This window comes from Lysobacter sp. TAF61, assembly GCF_052113485.1.
Taxonomy (GTDB): domain Bacteria; phylum Pseudomonadota; class Gammaproteobacteria; order Xanthomonadales; family Xanthomonadaceae; genus Lysobacter_J.
On record NZ_JBFRDH010000002.1, the window covers coordinates 300,097 to 319,246 of the forward strand.

Genomic DNA, 19,150 nt, shown 5'->3' on the forward strand with positions numbered 1-19,150 from the left:
CCCGCGACCCCCTGCCGCGGCCTGCCGCTGCGCTACCCGATCATCCCCAGGTAGCGGTCCTTCAATCGTACATAGTGCTGGGCGCTGTAGTGCAGCTGTTCGATCTCGCGCTCGCTGAGCCGGCGCACCAGCCTGGCCGGATTGCCCAGCCACAGCTCGCCCTCGCCGACCTGCTTGCCCGGGGCGATCACCGCACCGGCACCGACGAAACCATAGCGATGCACGCGCGCGCCGTCGAGCACCCGCGCGCCCATGCCGATCAGGCAGAAGTCGTCGAGCGTGCAGGCATGCAGGATGGCGCCGTGGCCGATGGTCACATCGTTGCCGATCACCGTCGGCACGCCGCCAGGTTGCGTGAACGGCCCCTCGTGGGTGACGTGGACGATGGTGCCGTCCTGGACGTTGGTGCGGGCGCCGATATGGATGCTGTTGACGTCGCCGCGGATCACGCACATCGGCCAGATGGAGACGTCATCTCCCATGGTGACGGCGCCGATGACCACCGCGGACGGGTCGATGTAGACCCGCTCGCCGTGGCTGGGAAACGTGTCGAGGTAGGGACGCATGGTCATGCCCGGATTCTATCCGTCGCACCGTCGCAGGGGGGGATGAGCGGCGCCGTGGATGTCCGTCTTTACCCTGCTGCGACCGACCCGGCGCGGTCTACACTCGACCGTATGGACATCACCGCCGACACGCCCCTCAACGAACTGGCCACCACCCGCGAGCGCCTGCGTCAGGCCTGGCAGGCGCGCAAGCCCGACCGCGCCCAGCGCCGCGCCGACCTGCTGCGCCTGCGCGACGCGTTCCGCGCCCGCATCGCCGACATGGACGCGGCGATCCGCGCCGACTTCGGCCATCGCAGCCAGCACGAGAACCTGCTGTCTGAAGCGATGATCGTGCTGGCTGAAATCGACCACGCCCTGGGCCATCTGCGCCGCTGGATGCGTCCGCGCCGCGCGGCGGTGGGCTGGCGTTTCTGGCCGGCGAGCGCGCAGATCCGCCCGGAACCGGTCGGCGTGGTCGGCATCCTTTCGCCGTGGAACTACCCCGTGAACCTGGCGCTGGTGCCCTTGGTATCGGCAATCGCCGCCGGCAACCACGTCTACCTCAAGCCGTCCGAGCACGCCCCGCGCACCGGTGTGTGGATGCGCGAGCTGCTGGCCGATGTCTTCCCGGCCGACCGCGTCGCCGTCGCCATTGGCGGCCCCGAAGTGGGCGCCGCGTTTGCCGGCCTGCCGTTCGACCACCTGCTGTTCACCGGCTCCACCGCGGTCGGTCGCAAGGTGATGGCCGCCGCCGCCCCCAACCTCACGCCGGTGACACTGGAGCTGGGCGGCAAGGCCCCGGCCATCGTCTGCGCCGACTACCCGCTCGACCGCGCCGCCGCACGCATCGCCACCGGCAAGTGGTTCAACGCCGGCCAGACCTGCATCGGCGTGGACTACGTGCTGATCGACGCGGCGCGCCGCGACGCCTTCGTCGAGGCGATGAAGGCCGAGCTGCGCTCGCGTTACGGCGGCTTCGACGCGCCGCACGACTACACCCGCATCATCAACGACGGCCAGTTCGCGCGCCTGCGCGGCTACGTCGACGATGCGCGCACGCGCGGCCTGACCGTGATCGAGCCGGTGACACCGGACCTCGACGACGAGGCCCGTGCGCGCAACGCCCAGGACCGCCTGTTCCCGCCGACGCTGGTGCTGGACCCGCCGGCCGACGCCGAAGTGATGCGCCACGAGATCTTCGGCCCGATCCTGCCGGTGTTGACCTATCGCACGCTGGACGAGGCGATCGCGCAGGTGCAATCGCTGGAGCGGCCGCTCGCGCTGTATCCCTTCAGCGGCGACAACGCCAGCATCGAGAAGATCCTTGCCGGGACATTGTCGGGCGGCGTCACCGTCAACGACACCCTGCTGCATTTCGGCGCGCACGACCTGCCCTTCGGCGGCATCGGCCCCAGCGGCATCGGCGCGATCCACGGCCGCACCGGCTTCGACACTTTCAGCAAGCTGCTGCCGGTGTTCCGCCAGCGCCGCATGGCCGCCAGCGACCTGCTCAAACCGCCCTACCGCGGCGCGATCGACAAGATGATCCGCTGGCTGGCGAAGTAGGTTTCGGCGAAGCAGGTTCCTTCGACTTCGCTGCGCTACGCTCAGGACGAACGGTGGGGAACGGCACGCCCCATCACCGTTCGTCCTGAGCGTAGGCGCATGGCGCCGAAGTCGAAGGAAGCGTAGGCGCATGGCGCCGAAGTCGAAGGAAGCGTAGGCGCATGGCGCCGAAGTCGAAGGACCAGGCGCCTCCTATCAGCCGCCCGCGGCAAACCCCCGCAGCGCCCCCACCACCCGATCGACCCCCGCATCATCCACACCCAGATGCGTCACCAGCCGGATCGCCGGCGTGTACCCGATCGACACGCGGATGCGCGCCTCCGCCAATACCCGCCGCAGCGCATCGAGGCGCTCCACCGGCACGTCGATGAACACCATGTTGGTGTGCCGGGCGACCACTCGCAGGCCCGACAACCCGTCCAGTCCTTCGGCCAATCGCGCCGCGCGTGCATGGTCATCGGCCAGCCGCGCGACGTTGTGGTCCAGTGCGTACGAACCGGCCGCGGCAAGAATGCCAGCCTGGCGCATGCCACCACCGACGACCTTGCGCCAGCGCCTGGCCACGTTGATCAACTCCTGCGTGCCCAGCAGCACCGAACCCACCGGCGCACCAAGGCCCTTCGACAGGCACACCGAGACACTGTGGAAGTGCCGCGTGATCTCCCGCGCCGGAACGTCCAGCGCCACCACCGCGTTGAACAGGCGCGCGCCGTCCAGGTGCAGCGCCAGGCCACGGCGGTCGCACAGGGCACGCGCCTGCGCCAGGTACTCCAGCGGCAATGCGCGTCCGTGCCAGGTGTTCTCCAGGCACAGCAACCGGGTCAGGGCGAAATGCGGGTCGACCGGCTTGATCGCCCGCTCCACCACGTCCAGCGGCAGCGTGCCGTCGTCGGCCTGCACGATGGGCTGCGGCTGGATCGAGCCCAGCACCGCCGCGCCGCCGCCTTCGTACTTGTAGGTGTGCGCATCCATGCCGACGATGTACTCGTCGCCGCGCTGGCAATGCGCCATCAGCCCGATCAGGTTCGACTGGGTGCCGCTGGGCACGAACAGGCCGGCGGCAAATCCAAGGTCGTCGGCCAGCCGCTGCTGCAGCGCGTTGACGGTGGGATCCTCGCCGTAGACGTCATCGCCTACCGGCGCGCGAAGCATCGCCTCGCGCATGGCATCGGTCGGTTCGGTCACGGTGTCGCTGCGAAGGTCGATCCAGTTCATGGCGGTTCTGTGGCGGGGTCGGTGGTGGGCGTGGAGGTCCAGGCGCCGAGTATGCGGCTAAACTTCGCCCATGAAGATCGCCAGCTGGAACGTCAATTCCCTCAACGTCCGCCTGCCGCACCTGCAACAGTGGCTGGGGGCGTCCAATCCCGACATCGTCGCGCTGCAGGAAACCAAGCTCGAGGACGAGCGCTTTCCCGATGACGACCTGCTCGCCGCCGGCTACCGCAGCGTTTTTGCCGGGCAGAAGACCTATAACGGCGTGGCCGTGCTTTCGCGCGAATCGGCCCGGGATGTGCAGATCGGCATCCCCGGTTTCGAGGACGAACAAAAGCGCGTGCTGGCGGCGACCGTCGGCGACCTGCGCATCGTCAACCTGTACGTGGTCAACGGCCAGGACGTCGGCACCGACAAGTACGCCTACAAGCTGCGCTGGCTCGAAGCGGTGCACGACTGGCTGGCGACGGAACTGGTGACGCACCCGCGCATGATCGTGCTGGGCGATTTCAACATCGCCCCGGACGAGCGCGACGTCCACGACGCCACGGTCTGGAACGACAGCCATATCCTCACCTCACGCGCCGAGCGCGATGCGCTGCTCAGGCTCAATGCGCTCGGCCTGCACGATGCCTGGCGCGCGCTCAATCCGGACGAGCGCCAGTTCAGCTGGTGGGATTACCGCCAGGGCGGCTTCCGTCGCAACCTCGGCCTGCGCATCGACCTGACCCTGGTCTCCGACGCACTGCGCCCGCACTGCGTCGCCTCGGGCATCGACCGCGAAACGCGAACCTGGGACCGCCCCAGCGATCACGCGCCGGCGTGGGTGCAACTGGGCGGCTGAAACACCGTCCCGGAACAAACAAAAGGCCCGGCAATGCCGGGCCTTTTTCGTCCAGGCCGCAGTCGCGGCGTCAGCGCACGCGTCCGCGCCGGAACAGATTGACGATGGCGAGCAGCACGATGGCGCCAACCAGCGACATCAACAGGCCGCTGACGCTGAAATTGCCGTCGTTGATATCGCCGCCAAGGCCGAACATGCCGCCCAGCCAGCCGCCGATGAAGGCGCCGATGATCCCGACGATGATGTTGAGGAACAGGCCCTGCTGCGCGTCGGTCTTCATGATCAGGCTGGCTACCCAGCCGATGATGCCGCCGACAATCAGCCAAACGAGGATGCCCATCATGCTCGTGTCTCCTTGGTCCGCGCGAATGGTCATGAGGCCATGCGTCCCCGGGGTGGGGCGAAGCGAGTCTGTACGGGCAGATGTGACGGCGACGTCAGAAAATTCGGCGAAACCGCGCCTTGCAGCGCCGGGAGCGGCCGTCGCGCAATATCCCCGCGACGCCTAGTCGTGCAGCAACGCGTTCAGCGCATCGCGTGGCAGCTTGCCCGTTTCGTTGCGCGGAAGCGCGGCCACGCGGCGCAGCGGCCGCGGCAGGAACACCGGATCGATCTGCTGGCGCAGCGCCGACACAATCGCGGCCTCGTCCAGCCCCGGCGCAACCACAAGCGCGGCGATGCGACGCACCCCCATCGCATCGGCGTCGTCGAGCTGGAAGACGACACCGTCCACGACCCCGGGCACGGCCAGCAGCTTGCGCGTGAGGTCGCCGAGCGAGGCGCGCTTGCCGGCGATCTCGAGCATGTCGGCGTTGCGACCGCGCAGTTCGAAGCGGCCGTCGATCGGGTCGACTTCGACCAGGTCGGCCAGCACCACCGGCTCGGCCAGGTGCGCCGCGTGGACGGCAGTGCCATCGGGTTGCGGCGCCAGGCGCACGCCCGGAAGCGGCGTCCAGGCCGTCTCGCGTGCGGTGCGGCGGCGCGCGATCACGCAGGTTTCGGTCGAGCCGAACACTTCGCGCACCTGGCAGCCGAAACGTTCTTCGGCGGCGCGCGCCAGTTCGGCCGGCAACGGCGCGGTGGCCGAAACGATCCCGGCCAGCGGCGGCAGCGCGATGCCTTCGGCGACCAGCGCGCGCAGGTGCACGGGCGTGGTCACCAGCAACGGTGGCGTCGGTGCGTCGTGCAGCGCGCGCGCGACATCGGCCGGGAACAACGGACGCGAAGAATGCACCGCGACGGTACCCAGCAACGGCAGCAGCACCGACATCTCCATGCCGTACATGTGCTGCGGCGGCACGGTGGCGACGGCATGCGTCACCCCGGCTGCGTTCAGCAGCCCGTCGAGAGCGGCGAGGTTCTGCGCGGTGCTGGTACGGAAACTGGCCCAGGTTTTCGCATAGGGCCGCGGCTGGCCGGTGCTGCCGGACGTGAAGCCGATCGCCACCACCGCGTTCGTGTCGATCTGCAACGGCGCGCCGTCGAGTTCGGGCAGCGGCTGCGGCAGGTGGAAGCAATCCGGCGGCGCCAACGCAAGCGCGTCGTCACCGATGCAATGACTGTCGGGATACTGTTCGCGCACCTGGTCGATCACCGCCGGCGCGCGCGACGGCGGCAGCAAGGTGGTCTGCCCGCGCACCGCGGCGGCGCAGAACGCGACCAGGAAGCGGTAGCGGTCCTCGCACAGGTTGATCGCGTGGCGCCCGGGCGGGAGCATCGCCGCCACTGCGCGCACCTGGCGGCAGAAAGTGTCCAGGTCGACCGCACCGGCGCCGTCGAACGCGATGGCGCGAACACCCTCACCGTGCGTCAGCGGCACGAGCGGCAGGTTGGCGATGCTGGCGTCGACGACAGCGGACATGACGTGTTTTTCCTGCGGCTGGCGCCGCCTTTCCCCTGCATTAGCTTACGCTGGAGGCCGCCTGCGAACCCAAACGCAAGTTCATGTCCCTGTCTGCCCCCCCAATCACGCCCGCCGGGGCCGTGCGCTGGGCCTGGCGGCCGCACCTCCCGCGGCAGCCGGCCGAACCGCTGGCGCGCGACTGGCTGGCCGCGCAACTCGGCATCGTCGCCGCCGAGCTGCCACTGGCGCGCGACCTGCGCGGGCGACCGCGCCTGGCCGGGGTGCTGGCCGGCTGGGACTGCAACTGGAGCCACAGCGGCGACGGCCTGCTGATCGCCCTGGGCGAGGGCGTCCAGCTCGGCATCGACCTGGAGCGTTTGCGCCCGCGCGCCCGCGCCCTGGAGCTGGCGCGGCGCTACTTCACCGCGGCCGAGGTCGCCTGGCTCCACGCCGCCCCGTCGGCGGCAGTACGCGACCACGCCTTCCTGCGCCTGTGGTGCGCCAAGGAGGCGGTGCTGAAGGCGCATGGCCATGGCATCTCGTTCGGTCTGGAGCGTCTGCGCTTCGAGGACGGCGACGGCGGCTTGCGGCTGGTGGAATGCGATCCGGCACTGGGTTCGCCCCAGGACTGGCGCCTGCAGGAGCTGCAGCCGGCGCAGGACTACCTGGGCGCGCTGGCCTGGCGTCCGACCCGGTAGCGTCGCGGCGCCCGTGGCCGCCGCGGGCATGCATCGGCGATAATGCGCGCCGAATGAATACCCCCACCCCCTTCGACGGCGCGCCCTCCGACAGCTCGCCCCTCGACAGCTCGCTCTTCGGCAGCTCGCTCTTCGACAGCCGGCTGCGCAAGACGCTCGACGACGGCCTGCGCGCACTCGCGCTGGACCCGGCGCTGTCGGCACCGCTGCTCGACTACCTGGCGCTGCTGCTGCGCTGGAACAAGACCTACAACCTCACCGCAGTGCGCGATCCGCACGAGATGGTGAGCAAGCACCTGCTCGATTCGCTGGCGATGCACCCGTTCGTCGATGACATGGCGGCACGCGGCGGCAGCCTGGCCGACCTGGGCACCGGCGCCGGCCTGCCCGGCATCCCGCTGGCGATCGTCAAACCCGGTCTGCGCGTGACCCTGGTCGAGAGCGCCGGCAAAAAAGCGCGCTTCATGCGCGAGGCGATCCGCCAGCTCGGCCTGCGCGACGTCCGCGTCGCCGAATCGCGCATCGAGGCGCTGGCCGAACCGGGCCAGTACGACGCGATCACCGCGCGCGCACTGGCGACGTTGCCGCTTATCGTCGAACTCGGTGGCCACCTGCTCAAGCCCGACGGCCAACTGCTGGCGATGAAGGGCGTGTACCCGCACGACGAGATCGCCGCACTGCCGGCGGGATGGGCGATGCAGGCTGTGCACCCGCTCACGGTTCCGGGCCTGGCGGCCGAGCGCCACCTGGTCGTGGTCGGCCGCGTCGCCTAGCGGCGTTCGACGCCAGTCGCCAGCAGCCCGGCGACTGGAGGCAGCGCAAGTGCTTGATCCGGCGTCGCCGTCCGTCGCCATGGGCAACGATATCGCCCAGACAGCAACGCAGGGACGCGCAAGGGTCACCATCCGGGCATAATCCACGGTCCGGCCCCACGCCGGTCCACTTCCGCACTCAGCCCAGGACGAGCCGCATGGCCCGCATCATCGCCGTCGCCAACCAGAAAGGCGGGGTCGGCAAGACCACCACCGCTGTCAACCTGGCCGCTGCGCTCGCGCGCACGCCCAAGCGGGTGCTGTTGGTGGACCTGGATCCGCAGGGCAATGCGACGATGGGCAGCGGCGTCAACAAGCGCGAGCTGGAAAACTCGATCTGCGAAGTGCTGCTCGGCGAGACGCAAGTGCGCAGCGCGATCGTGCGCACCGCCGAGGATTTCGACCTGCTGCCGGGCAACATCGACCTGACCGCGGTCGAAGTGCAACTGATGGCCGAACCCGGCCGCGAGCAGCGCCTGCGCCTGGCCCTGCAGGAACTGCGCCCGGACTACGATTTCATCCTGATCGATTGCCCGCCGGCGCTGTCGCTGCTGACGCTCAACGCGCTGACTGCCGCCGACTCGATCATCGTCCCGATGCAATGCGAGTACTACGCGCTGGAAGGCCTGAGCGCGCTGGTCGATACCATCGATGCGCTCAAGGCCAACCTCAATCCCAAGCTCGAGATCGAAGGCGTGCTGCGCACCATGTTCGACGTGCGCAACAACCTCGCCAATGCCGTCTCGGCCGAGCTGACCAATCATTTTGGCGACCGCGTGTTCCGCACCATCGTGCCGCGCAACGTGCGCCTGGCCGAGGCGCCCAGCCACGGCCAGAGCATCGTCGGTTACGACCGCGCCAGCCGCGGCGGCATCGCCTACATGGGCCTGGCCGGCGAAGTGCTGCGCCGCCAGCGCGAACGCGACCAGGCCGCCAAGGCCGCCGCACGCCCGCCTGAAGCGAAGGAGACCACGGCATGAGCGTAGCCAAGAAGCGCGGTCTCGGCCGCGGCCTGGAAGCCCTGCTCGGACCCAAGGCAGCCGCCGAGGCGCCGGTGCTGGAAGCAGTGGAAGGCGACGTTCTGCGCAGTCTTCCGGTCGATGCACTGACGCCGGGCAAGTACCAGCCGCGCAAGCACTGGGACCAGGACAAGCTCGCCGAGCTGGCCGAGTCGATCAAGGCGCAGGGCGTGATCCAGCCCATTGTCGTGCGCGACATCGGCGGCAAGCGCTACGAGATCATCGCCGGCGAACGCCGCTGGCGCGCCACGCAGCTGGCCGGGCTGAACGAGATCCCGGTGGTGATCCGCGAAGTCGACGACCGCACCGTGGTCGCGATGGCGCTGATCGAGAACATCCAGCGCGAAGACCTCAATCCGCTGGAAGAAGCCACCGCGCTGCAGCGCCTGATCGACGAATTCGACCTGACCCACGCCCAGGCCGCCGAAGCGGTCGGCCGTTCGCGCGCGTCGGTGTCGAACATGCTGCGCCTGCTCGAGCTGCCCACCGAGATCCGGGTGCTGCTTGAGACCCATGCGCTGGAGATGGGCCACGCCCGCGCCCTGCTGGCGCTGACGCCGCAGGCCGCGATCGCGCTGGCGCGGCAGGCCGCCGAGCACGGCTGGTCGGTGCGCGAAGTCGAGCACCGCGTGCAGCAGCTGTCCGCCGGCGTGATCCCGACCTCGGGCAGCAAGCCCAAGGCGGCCAAGGTCAAGCCGCAGGCCGACATCGCCACGCTCGAGCGCGAACTGTCGGAATCGCTCAACACCAAGGTCAGCGTGATGCACGGCCGCGCCGGCAAGGGCCGGCTGGTGATCCATTACAACGACCTCGATTCGCTCGAGGGCGTGCTGGAAAAGCTGCGCGGTACCGTCACAGAGTAAGGCCAGGATGGCCACCATGAACCCGTATCGCTACCTCGTCTGCCTGCGTGCCACCCATCCCAGCGCCGACCTGGCGCCGCTGTTCGACCAGCTGGGGCTGACGCCCAAGCGCGCCTGGCGCGCCGGCCAGGCCAAGTCGCCCGGCAACGGCCAGGGCGTCTATCGCGACAGTTACGGCTACGTCGAACTCACCCCTGACGGTCAGCCGCGCGAGTGGTGCCGCGAGCAGATCGAGGATTTCCTCGGCGCGATCCAGCTGCGGCTGTCGATGCACCGCGACACCCTGCACGCGTTCGCCGCCCAGGGCGGCCGCTGCGGGCTGTTTGTCGGCCTGTTCGGCGAGGAAGCGTTCGGCTTCGAACTGCGCCCGGAACTCAGCGCCGGCCTGGCCGAACTCAAGCTCACGCTCGGTTTCGACATCCATCCCGACAACGACGCCTGAGGGCGTCGACTGGCCGGCCCGGACCCGCCCGCGCGGCCGATTCACCGCCGGTTGTTACCCGAATCGGGCATCATTGGCGCCGGCCAGGCAGGCCGCCGATCCGCGCCAGGCGCGACCGGCGCCGGCAGACGGCCCACCCGTTGCTTCCAGGAGCAGTGGAATTGGCTCAAGTCACCCCCGGACCCCACCCATGACGATCCTCGTTACCGGCGCTGCCGGCTTCATCGGCGCGTACACCTGCCGCGCCCTGCGCGCGCGCGGCGAGGACGTCGTCGGCCTGGACAACTACAACGACTACTACGACCCGCAGATCAAGCGCGACCGGGTCGCCGCGCTGTGCCCGCAGGTCGACATCCGCACGCTCGACCTGGGCGACCGCGATGGCCTGGCGGCCCTGTTCGACGAAGTGCAGCCCACGCAGGTGGTCCACCTGGCCGCGCAGGCCGGCGTGCGCTATTCGCTGACCCATCCGCACGCCTACGTCGACAGCAACCTGGCCGGCTTCGTCAACCTGCTCGAACTGTGCCGCCATCGCGGCGTGCAGCACCTGGTCTACGCCAGCTCCTCCTCGGTGTACGGCGACTCGGCGACGCCGCCGTTCTCCGAAGACCAGCGCATCGACCAGCCGCGCTCGCTGTACGCGGCGACCAAGGCCGCCAACGAGCTGATGGCGCATACCTACGCGCACCTGTACGACCTGCGTTCGACCGGCCTGCGCTTTTTCACCGTGTATGGCCCCTGGGGCCGGCCGGACATGGCGCCGCTGCTGTTCTCGCGCGCGGTCCTGGCCGGGCGCCCGATCGACGTGTTCAACCACGGCAAGATGCGTCGCGACTTCACCTTCGTCGACGACATCGTCAACGGCGTGCTCGGCGCACTCGATCATCCGCCGTCCACCGACCTGGCGCCTCCGGCCGCGCCGCATCGCGTGTTCAACCTCGGCAACCACACGCCGGTGGAGCTGGAACGCTTCATCGAAGTCATCGAATCCGCCGCCGGCACCCGGGCCACCAAGGTCTACAAGCCGATGCAGCCCGGCGACATGGTCGAGACCATGGCCGACACCGCGCGCGCACACGCCGCCTTCGGCTTCGAACCGGCGACGCCGATCGAGATCGGCCTGCCGCAGGTCGTCGACTGGTGCCGCACCTATTTCGGCGACAAGGCCTGACGCCCCATGAACAACACCCCGCAACTCTCGGTCGTCGTGCCGGTATTCAACGAGCGCGACAACGTCGCCCCGCTGGTGCATGAAATCACCGCCGCGCTGCGCGGCAAGGCCGACTTCGAGATCGTCTACATCGACGACCACTCGCGCGACGACACCCTGCAGGTGCTGCAGGCGCTCAAGGCCGAGGTGCCGGAGCTGCGCGTGATCCAGCACGTCACCCAGAGCGGGCAGAGCACCGCGGTGCGCAACGGCGTCAAGGCCGCGCGCGGCGAGTGGATCGCCACCCTCGACGGCGACGGCCAGAACGACCCGGCCGACATCCCCAGGCTGCTCGAAAAGCGCGACGCCACCGCCACCGGCGAAGGCATCAAGCTGTTCGCCGGCTGGCGCGTCAACCGCCAGGACAGCGGCAGCAAGCGCTGGGCGTCGCGCTGGGCCAACGCGATCCGCTCGCGCATGCTGCGCGACGACACGCCCGACACCGGTTGCGGCATCAAGCTGTTCGAGCGCGCCGCCTTCCTGGAACTGCCCTACTTCGACCACATGCACCGCTACCTTCCGGCGCTGATGCAGCGCGCGGGCTGGAAGACGGTGAGCGTGCCGGTGAACCATCGCCCGCGCTCGGCCGGCGTGTCGAAATACAACAACCTCAATCGCGCGCTGGTCGGCATCAGCGACCTGCGCGGCGTGGCCTGGCTGATCAAGCGCGGCAAGGTCACCGCGGTGCGCGAGCTGAGCTGACCTTCACTTCAGGCATCACGAGCGGACGGCGCCGATGGCATACGACTTCATGAACCACTCCATCACCTGGCTGGAGTGGACCGGCCTGCACATGTCGCCGTGGAAGATCATCGGCCTGACCGGCGCGCTGATGTTCGGTGGTCGCTGGCTCGTGCAGTTCGTCGCATCGCGCAAGCACGGCAAGCCGGTGATCCCGCGGCTGTTCTGGTACATGAGCCTGGTCGGCAGCGTGATGACGCTGAGCTACTTCGTGTTCTCGCAGAAGCAGGACTCGGTGGGCGTGATCCAGAACCTGTTCCCGGCCTTCACCGCCGCCTACAGCCTGTACCTGGACATCAAGCACCGCGGCTGGCACCGCGACCGCGCCAGCCACTGAGCGCGCCCGGTCCAATGGTCGAACCAGCCAGATCAGCCAACGCTTGACCCGCCGGGAATGCGAAGATCGGCGCTTCGTGCCATTACCGGTCCATCCTGTGAAACCACTGCTCGCGGCCCTGCTGTCCGGCCACCTCGCCCTCGCCTCCCTGGCCGCGCATGCCGGCCCCGCCGACACCCGCTTTGAAGCCATCTACAGCCAGGAATGGAAGTGGCGCCAGGAACAGACCGGCGCCGCCGACGAGGACAGCGACGGCTCTTCCGACCAGCACAAGCTGCCTTCGGTCGACGCCGCCAGCCAGGCCGCCCGCCTGAAGGTGTGGGACGACGTGCTCAAGCGCCTGGATGCCATCGACACGGCCAGGCTGAGCCCGCAGAACCGCATCAACTTTGCCGTCTACAAGGCCCAGGTCGAGAACCTCGCCGCCGACGTGCGCCTGCATGGTTACGAGATGCCGTTCAACTCGGACTCTTCGTTCTGGTCGAACCTGGGCTTCATGACCCGGCGCCCGATGCGCACTGCGCAGGACTACCGCGCCTACATCGACCGCCTGAGCGACGTTCCTCGCTACTTCGACCAGCAGATCGACAACATGCGCGCCGGCCTGGCCCGTGGCTTCAGCGTGCCGCGTGCGGTGCTGGACGGGCGCGATGTCTCGATTGCGGCCGTGGCCGACGTGAAGGACCCGCAGCAGTCGAACTTCTATGAACCCTTCAAGCGCATGCCGGCATCGATTCCGACCGACGAGCAGGCGCGCCTGCGCGCCGACGGCGCGGCGGCGATCCGCGACCGCATGGTCCCGGCCTACGCCAAGCTGCTGACCTTCTTCCGCGAGGAATACGTGCCCAGGGCGCGCACCACGCTGGGCGCGTCGCAGATGCCCGATGGCGAGGCCTATTACCGCCAGCAGATCCGCGAGTACACGACCCTGGACCTGGATCCGGACCAGATCCACCAGATCGGGCTGGCGGAAGTCGCCCGTATCCAGGCGGAGATGGAGGCGATCATCAAGCAGGTCGGGTTCAAGGGCCCGCCTCAAGAGAACACGTTCGCGGCGTTCCTGCACTTCCTGCGCACCGACAAGCAGTTCTACGCCACCACGCCGCAGGCCCTGCTCGATCGCGCCGCCTGGATTTCCAAGCGCGTCGACGGCGAGGTCGGCAAGTTCATCGGCACCCTCCCGCGCGGCCGCTTCACCATCGTGCCGGTGCCGCCCGACATTGCCCCGTTCTGGACCAGCGGCCGCGGTGGCGCCGGCACCTATTGGCTCAACACCTACGATCTGCCCTCGCGCCCTCTCTACAACCTGCCGGCGCTGACCCTGCACGAATCGTCGCCGGGCCACGCCCTGCAGGGCTCGCTGGCCAAGGAGCAGGGCGACCTGCCGGCCTTCCGCCGCGAGACCTACATTTCCGCCTATGGCGAGGGCTGGGGCCTTTACAGCGAGAAGCTCGGCAAGGAAATGGGCATCTACGAGACCCCCTACGAGGACTTCGGGCGCCTGACCTACGAGATGTGGCGCGCCTGCCGCCTGGTCATCGACACCGGCGTGCACGCGAAGGGCTGGACCCGCGACCAGGCCCTGGCCTATCTGCGCGACCGCACCGCCCTGAGCGAGCACGAAGTCACCACCGAGGTCGACCGCTACATCTCCTGGCCGGGCCAGGCGCTGAGCTACAAGCTCGGCGAGATCACGATCCTGCGCCTGCGCGCCGAGGCCGAGAAGGCGCTGGGCAACCGCTTCGACATCAAAGCCTTCCACGACGCCCTGCTCAGCCAGGGCTCGGTGCCGCTGCCGGTGCTGGAAGAGCAGGTCCGCGCGTTCATCGCCAAATCGGCGGAGAAGACGGCAAAAGCGGGCTGATCTGACCTGCTGCCGACCTGCGGTCATCCCCGCGTAGGCGGGGATCCCCAAAAGATCCGTCATCCCCGCGTAGGCGGGGATCCAGGGACGTTGCTCGTGCCGTTGCGCGGCAGGGCAACGGCAAGGTGGGTCCCGGCGTTCGCCGGGATGACGGTGAGGCGCGGGCCGGAGCTTCCGAGGGCCTGGGTCCGGCATCCGCCGGGATGACGCGCGGACCCTCCAGCTTGTGGATAACTACTTGCCCGCCCCGCTTTTCACGGGCATAATGCGCGGCTCGCTGCGTCCGGCTGGCCTTTAGGGGCTTGACCGGGCGGACCCCGGAAGCGCGATTCCGGCCCGCCTCGTGCGGCGAGAATTCCTTACCCGTATCGCGCGCCGCCCACACCCCGGTGTGACAGCGGAGGGGCCGCCGCCTCCCTGGCCAAGGGAAGCACCATTACCTTTCGAGGTGCGTATGGCCCGTGTATGCCAAGTAACCGGTAAGCGAACGACGACTGGCAACAACGTCTCGCATGCCATGAACAAGACCCGCCGCCGCTTTCTCCCGAATCTCCATGAGCGCCGCTTCTGGGTCGCTTCCGAGAACCGTTGGGTGAAGCTGCGTGTTTCCAGTGCCGCCCTGCGCACCATCGACAAGAATGGCATCGACGCCATTCTCGCCGACCTGCGCGCCCGCGGCGAAAAGATCTGAGGAGGATCGAACCATGGCTTCCAAGCGCGACAAGATCCGTCTCATCTCTTCTGCCGGCACCGGTCATTTCTATACGACCGACAAGAACAAGAAGAACACCCCGAACAAGATGGAGGTCAAGAAGTACGACCCCGTCGTTCGCAAGCACGTGAACTACAAGGAAGGCAAGATCAAGTGACCTTCTGACCCACGCGCTGAGCGCGTGGCTTTGTCAGAGGGTCATCCCCGCGAAAGCGGGGATCCACAGCGCCTTCAAGTTTCAGAGAGAACCCGCCGAAAGGCGGGTTTTTCTTTTGTGGGCCACACACGGAGTCGCCCGCGCAAACAACTACGGCCCCTCCCGGGGCCGTAGCGTTGCGTCCATCATCCGTGCATCCATGCACCGGGGTCTGATCAGAACCTCTGCGCGTAGCGCATGTAGAAGAAGCGCCCAGGCACTTCGTACTGCGGGTCGAACGAGTTCGCGAATGCTTCCAGGGCAATCGGCGGGTTCTTGTCGAACAGGTTGTTCATGCCGAGCGTGACTGTCGAATTCCACGGCGAGTTCCAGAAGATGCTGGCATCGTGGTACGTGGTGGCGCCGATGTGGTGTCGCGATTCCTTGCGGGAATCAATCCTGTCGCCACCGGCGGCCCCGTCCCAGACACCGTTGCTATTGGCATCGGTGGGAATGCCGACATAGCGGCTGGACTCGGTGCACAGATAGCCGAAGCCATCGGCCTCGTAGCGCGGATTGCAGACCTCGTCCTGCGCCGAGTAGTAACGGACGTTCCAGGTCGCGCCGAAGTCGCCCTTCTGCCAGCGGGTACCCAGGTTGGAGCGGATGCGCCACTGGTTATCGCGATCGGTGTACTCGCCAACCAGGTTGCCGCCTTCATCATGGTTCAACGGCTGGCCGATTGCCGGTTGCAGCTGCTCGTCTTCGCCATAACGGCCGTCGCCGTCGAGATCGTCGACGCGTTCGGCCAGGTAGGTGGTGTCCCAGGTCAGGCTGAACTTGCCGAACGAGGTCTCCGGCAGGCGGTAGCCCAGCGTCAGGTCGTAGCCTTCCGCGCGGGTGCCGCCAATGTTGGTCGTGGTGTCGACCAGTCGCCCGACGGTGCCCCCGCGCTGGCGCGAATACAGGCCGCACGTTGGGCCCACGCCTCCGGAGTTGATGCACTGCTGGATGATGTCCTCGGCGCCGATCGTGGTGATGGCGTCCTCGATCTTGATCTGCCACCAGTCCAACGCGATATCCAGGCCTTCGGCGTAGCCGGGGCTATAGACGAATCCGAAGGTTGTCGACTGCGATGTTTCCGGCTTGAGTTTCGTATTGCCGCCGACGGTGGTGCGGATCTGGTCGCCGTCCTGGACGTAGCCGCCCTGCGGCACGCCCTGGGCGACGCAGGTACGCCTGGCGACTGAGCTCTGCACGGGGAAGCTGGTGGTGTTGCACGGGTCGGTAAGGCTCGGGAAGGAATCGCCCTGGCCCGCGAAGAGCTCGTTGATCGACGGTGCGCGGAAGCCCTGCGACCAGTTGCCGCGGACCAGCAGGTCATCGACGGGCTTCCAGCGGAAGCCGAACTTGCTGTTGAGGGTGTCGCCGAAGTTGCTGTAGTTCGAATAGCGGGTGGCCACCGAGAAATCCAGCAGCTTTGCGAACGGCACGTCGGCCAGCACCGGAACGGCCAGCTCCAGGTAGGCCTCGTCGAGGTCGTAGCTGCCGGACGTTGCCCGGCGCGCGTTGCCGGTGGTGTTGCCCGAGTTGATCAGCGCGTCGGGCGAGTCGTAACCGGATTCCTCGCGATGCTCCACACCGAACGAGAAGCCCAGCGCACCGCCCTGCAGCTCGAACAGGTCGCCGCCGATGTTGGCGTAGTAGTTCTTCTGCGTGTACTTGAATTCGTCATGTGCGGTGAAGCCCGAGAACGCGATCATCTCCGGCGTGATGCCACCGACGCCGCCCAGCAGGTCCAGCGGCACGCAACCGTGGATCGGCTGTGCCGCGGTGCCACACTGCGCGACGCCGCTTGCATCGCGGAACGACGGGCCGAGTGCCTGCCCCAGCGCGATCAGGTTGAACAGGCCTTCGGTGGTGTTGTTGGCCTTGTTTTCGCCATAGAAGGTGCCGACCTGCCAATCGAAGGTCTTCTCGCCCGCACGCAGTACGCCGTCGAACGCCGCATCGATGGCGAAGGTGCGCACGTCCTGCTTGAACACGCGCCCACCGGTTTCGTTGACGCGACGGTTGATGCGCGAGACGTCGGCGCCGAACGGGTTGTAGACACTGTCCTTGCTGATGTAGACGTGCTCTGCCAGGTCGGGAATGTTGGGGGTCGTGCCCAGCGTCACCGGCGAAGCGGCAAGCAGCTGCTCCGATTCGCGCTGGTTGTAGGTGAAGGTGGTCTTGAAGCGGACGTCGTCGGTGACGTCGACCGAGGCGTTGCCGAACACCGAGCGGCGTTCCTGCGGGGTCAGCAGGTAGTTCTCGGGCGCGAAGTTGTAGGCATCGACGCCGGGGACATACGGACGCGGGGCGGAGCCGCGGCCGTCGTAGGTGAAGGTGCCAGGACGGCCGGTGAAGCTGGTCTGCGGGCCCTTGCACGAGCCCGCTGCCGGGTCGTACCCGCCCGGGCACAACGCGAAGCGTCCGTTCGGGCTGGTGCCGCTGCCGTAGAAGTTGCCGGTGGTGTAGGTCGGCTCCTTCGAGATGTAGCGGTCGCCCGCGAGGACCGGGTCTTCCTTGACGTAACCGAAGCCGACCATCGCCGAGTAGCGCTCGCCGGCCGTGCCGATGGTGAAGTCATAGGACTGCTTGGCGCCGTCGCCCTTGTCGAACTGGCCGAGGTAGGCGTTGGCTTCAGCGCCTTCGAAGTTCTGGCGCAGGATGACGTTGACCACGCCGGCAATGGCGTCGGAGCCGTAGATGGTGGAGGCGCCGTCCTTCAGGATCTCGATGCGCTCCACCGCAGCGGTGGGAATGGTGTTGAGGTCGACCGCGCCGCCCAGGCCGGTGCCACCGACCCAGCGCTTGCCGTTGACCAGCACCAGCGTGCGTTGCGAACCCAGGTTGCGCAGGTCGACCTGGGTCTCGCCGTTGCCGCCGTTGTTGAAGGTGCTGTTGAGCGACGAGCCGCCTGCGGTCAGGTTCTGGATGACGTCGCCGATCGAGGTCAGGCCCTGGGCACTGATGTCCTCGCGGCTCAGCGAGAAGATGGGCTGCGACGTCTCGATGTCGGCGCGCTTGATGCGTGAGCCGGTGACCTCGAGTCGATCCAGCGTCGTGGCGCCCTTTTCGGCCTTTTCCTGTGCGCCGGCGAGTGCCGGCGCCAGGGCGATCGCGATGCATGCCGGCAGCGTGCCGACGCGCACCGCAGTGCGCGTGTTGCGGTGATCCATGTGGTAACTCTCCGGAGAACTGTTAGTTGCGCGTTAAGCGCCTGCCAACCTTATTCCGGAGTTCCTGATTACGTTTTTCCGTGCGTACCTGAGCGAATCTCTGCTTGCGCCCGCATCTTTTGCGGCTCCAATTCGCCGCCTTTGCAGGATCAGCTCAGCGTCTCGCCGTGCGGCCCGGTACTCCGATGCGGTCATGCCAAATCGCGCGCGGAAGCTGCGGGCGAAGCTGCAACTGTTGTCGAAGCCGCTGGAGGCGCCGACTTCGCCGATCGTCATCACGGTCGATGCGAGCAGGTTGGCCGCGTGATCCAGTCGCATCCTCGCCGACGCTGCCAGCGGACTCTCGCCGTAAAGCTTGTGGAACAGCTTGGAGAAGTACCACGTCGAGAAACGCGTGCGTTCGGCCAGTTCGCTGATGCGCACGATGCGGTGGCAATGCCCTTCCAGGTAGAGGCTGGCGCGCTGCATCCGCTCGAACACCTGGCGCTTGCGGCCCAGCGATGCACCCGGACACAGCCCAAGGCGCGTCCTGTATTCGGACTGCATCTCCTCCAGGAACAGCAGCATCGAGCGCAGCGGCGCCTGGATGCGCGTGGTCCGGCCGTCCTTGTCCATGTTGCGCGAAGCCCGGTACCACATGCGCGCGACTTCCCGTGCCTGCTCCGGCCTGAGTCGACCACGCCCGACGTAGAGGCCGAAGTCGGAGAAGCGCCCCATTGCACGCAGCGCGTCCTCGGCGATGGTGAGGCCGATGCAGATGCCGTCCTGGTCGGGCTGGATGAGTGGCATCGAGTCCTTCGCGAATGCGATCCAGTCGCCCGTGCGCAGGTAGAAGCGTCCTTCCTTGGCTTCCACCCAGGAGCCGCCGCGCATCTGCACCCAGAACGACAGGTCGTGACTGGATAGTTCGACGCTGCCAAGGCGCGATGCGCCAAAACATCTGGCCATTTGTTCTTCGGCCGGGCCAACTTGCAATAGTTGACCCCGGTCCGCCCACTTTGCTCGTTCCATAGGAGATGACTGACGTGTGAGGGCATTCAGGCTCACGCCGCGCGGCCAACGAGTACATAAGAACCTTC

The 19,150-nt window shown here is 67.7% G+C and carries 19 protein-coding genes; 13 read left to right on the top strand and 6 right to left on the bottom strand.

Annotated elements, in window-relative coordinates; all coding sequences use genetic code 11:
• Positions 1 to 32: 32 nt before the first annotated feature.
• Positions 33 to 572 carry a gamma carbonic anhydrase family protein gene (locus AB4Y64_RS05815; RefSeq protein WP_441815492.1) on the bottom strand — a complete coding sequence of 180 codons (540 nt, stop codon included), beginning with the start codon at positions 570 to 572 and terminating at the stop codon, positions 33 to 35.
• A 105-nt stretch (positions 573 to 677) separates the two neighbouring features.
• On the opposite strand from AB4Y64_RS05815, the gene AB4Y64_RS05820 reads away from it, so the two are divergent.
• Entirely contained in the window at positions 678 to 2,114 is a 1,437-nt protein-coding gene (locus tag AB4Y64_RS05820; protein ID WP_441815493.1) for a coniferyl aldehyde dehydrogenase, read from the top strand.
• A gap of 195 nt (positions 2,115 to 2,309) precedes the next feature.
• On the opposite strand, the gene ltaE is transcribed toward AB4Y64_RS05820, so the two are convergent.
• On the bottom strand, positions 2,310 to 3,329 hold the full coding sequence (ltaE, locus tag AB4Y64_RS05825) for a low-specificity L-threonine aldolase (protein ID WP_441815494.1): 1,020 nt from the start codon (positions 3,327 to 3,329) through the stop codon (positions 2,310 to 2,312).
• Between the two features lie 70 nt (positions 3,330 to 3,399).
• On the opposite strand from ltaE, the gene xth reads away from it, so the two are divergent.
• Positions 3,400 to 4,170 (top strand): exodeoxyribonuclease III, encoded by a 771-nt coding sequence (gene xth, locus AB4Y64_RS05830; protein ID WP_441815495.1) that lies wholly within the window; start codon positions 3,400 to 3,402, stop codon positions 4,168 to 4,170.
• A 70-nt stretch (positions 4,171 to 4,240) separates the two neighbouring features.
• Here xth and AB4Y64_RS05835 read toward each other — a convergent pair whose 3' ends face one another.
• Positions 4,241 to 4,510, bottom strand: coding sequence for a GlsB/YeaQ/YmgE family stress response membrane protein (locus AB4Y64_RS05835; RefSeq protein WP_441815496.1), 270 nt, complete (start codon positions 4,508 to 4,510; stop codon positions 4,241 to 4,243).
• A gap of 165 nt (positions 4,511 to 4,675) precedes the next feature.
• Positions 4,676 to 6,007 (bottom strand): AMP-binding protein, encoded by a 1,332-nt coding sequence (locus AB4Y64_RS05840; protein WP_441815848.1) that lies wholly within the window; start codon positions 6,005 to 6,007, stop codon positions 4,676 to 4,678.
• 107 nt (positions 6,008 to 6,114) lie between these two features.
• Between AB4Y64_RS05840 and AB4Y64_RS05845 the strand changes: the two genes are divergently transcribed.
• From AB4Y64_RS05845 to rpmG, 11 genes are all read left to right on the top strand, one after another.
• A complete protein-coding gene (locus AB4Y64_RS05845) occupies positions 6,115 to 6,711 on the top strand; it encodes a 4'-phosphopantetheinyl transferase family protein (RefSeq protein ID WP_441815497.1) in 597 nt (198 codons plus the stop codon).
• Between the two features lie 53 nt (positions 6,712 to 6,764).
• Positions 6,765 to 7,484 (top strand): 16S rRNA (guanine(527)-N(7))-methyltransferase RsmG, encoded by a 720-nt coding sequence (gene rsmG / locus AB4Y64_RS05850; RefSeq protein ID WP_441815498.1) that lies wholly within the window; start codon positions 6,765 to 6,767, stop codon positions 7,482 to 7,484.
• A 197-nt stretch (positions 7,485 to 7,681) separates the two neighbouring features.
• Entirely contained in the window at positions 7,682 to 8,503 is an 822-nt protein-coding gene (locus AB4Y64_RS05855; RefSeq protein ID WP_441815499.1) for a ParA family protein, read from the top strand.
• Positions 8,500 to 9,405, top strand: a complete 906-nt coding sequence (locus AB4Y64_RS05860; protein WP_441815500.1) for a ParB/RepB/Spo0J family partition protein — start codon at positions 8,500 to 8,502, stop codon at positions 9,403 to 9,405. Before AB4Y64_RS05855 ends, AB4Y64_RS05860 begins: the two co-directional genes overlap by 4 nt.
• 16 nt (positions 9,406 to 9,421) lie before the next feature.
• A complete protein-coding gene (locus tag AB4Y64_RS05865; protein WP_441815501.1) occupies positions 9,422 to 9,847 on the top strand; it encodes a hypothetical protein in 426 nt (141 codons plus the stop codon).
• Positions 9,848 to 10,037: 190 nt separating this feature from the next.
• Positions 10,038 to 11,018 (top strand): NAD-dependent epimerase/dehydratase family protein, encoded by a 981-nt coding sequence (locus AB4Y64_RS05870; RefSeq protein ID WP_441815502.1) that lies wholly within the window; start codon positions 10,038 to 10,040, stop codon positions 11,016 to 11,018.
• Positions 11,019 to 11,024: 6 nt separating this feature from the next.
• Positions 11,025 to 11,759, top strand: coding sequence for a glycosyltransferase family 2 protein (locus AB4Y64_RS05875; protein ID WP_441815503.1), 735 nt, complete (start codon positions 11,025 to 11,027; stop codon positions 11,757 to 11,759).
• Between the two features lie 49 nt (positions 11,760 to 11,808).
• A complete protein-coding gene (locus AB4Y64_RS05880; RefSeq protein ID WP_441815504.1) occupies positions 11,809 to 12,135 on the top strand; it encodes a lipid-A-disaccharide synthase N-terminal domain-containing protein in 327 nt (108 codons plus the stop codon).
• 97 nt (positions 12,136 to 12,232) lie between these two features.
• Positions 12,233 to 13,999 (top strand): DUF885 domain-containing protein, encoded by a 1,767-nt coding sequence (locus AB4Y64_RS05885; protein ID WP_441815505.1) that lies wholly within the window; start codon positions 12,233 to 12,235, stop codon positions 13,997 to 13,999.
• Positions 14,000 to 14,453: 454 nt separating this feature from the next.
• Positions 14,454 to 14,690: a 50S ribosomal protein L28 gene (gene rpmB, locus AB4Y64_RS05890; RefSeq protein ID WP_158731856.1), complete on the top strand. Its 237-nt coding sequence runs from the start codon at positions 14,454 to 14,456 to the stop codon at positions 14,688 to 14,690.
• A gap of 13 nt (positions 14,691 to 14,703) precedes the next feature.
• On the top strand, positions 14,704 to 14,868 hold the full coding sequence (gene rpmG, locus AB4Y64_RS05895) for a 50S ribosomal protein L33 (RefSeq protein WP_200607758.1): 165 nt from the start codon (positions 14,704 to 14,706) through the stop codon (positions 14,866 to 14,868).
• A gap of 215 nt (positions 14,869 to 15,083) precedes the next feature.
• On the opposite strand, the gene AB4Y64_RS05900 is transcribed toward rpmG, so the two are convergent.
• Both AB4Y64_RS05900 and AB4Y64_RS05905 read right to left on the bottom strand, forming a co-directional pair.
• Positions 15,084 to 18,071: a TonB-dependent receptor domain-containing protein gene (locus tag AB4Y64_RS05900; RefSeq protein ID WP_441815506.1), complete on the bottom strand. Its 2,988-nt coding sequence runs from the start codon at positions 18,069 to 18,071 to the stop codon at positions 15,084 to 15,086.
• A 33-nt stretch (positions 18,072 to 18,104) separates the two neighbouring features.
• Positions 18,105 to 19,118 (bottom strand): helix-turn-helix transcriptional regulator, encoded by a 1,014-nt coding sequence (locus tag AB4Y64_RS05905; protein WP_441815507.1) that lies wholly within the window; start codon positions 19,116 to 19,118, stop codon positions 18,105 to 18,107.
• Between the last annotated feature and the right edge of the window lie 32 nt (positions 19,119 to 19,150).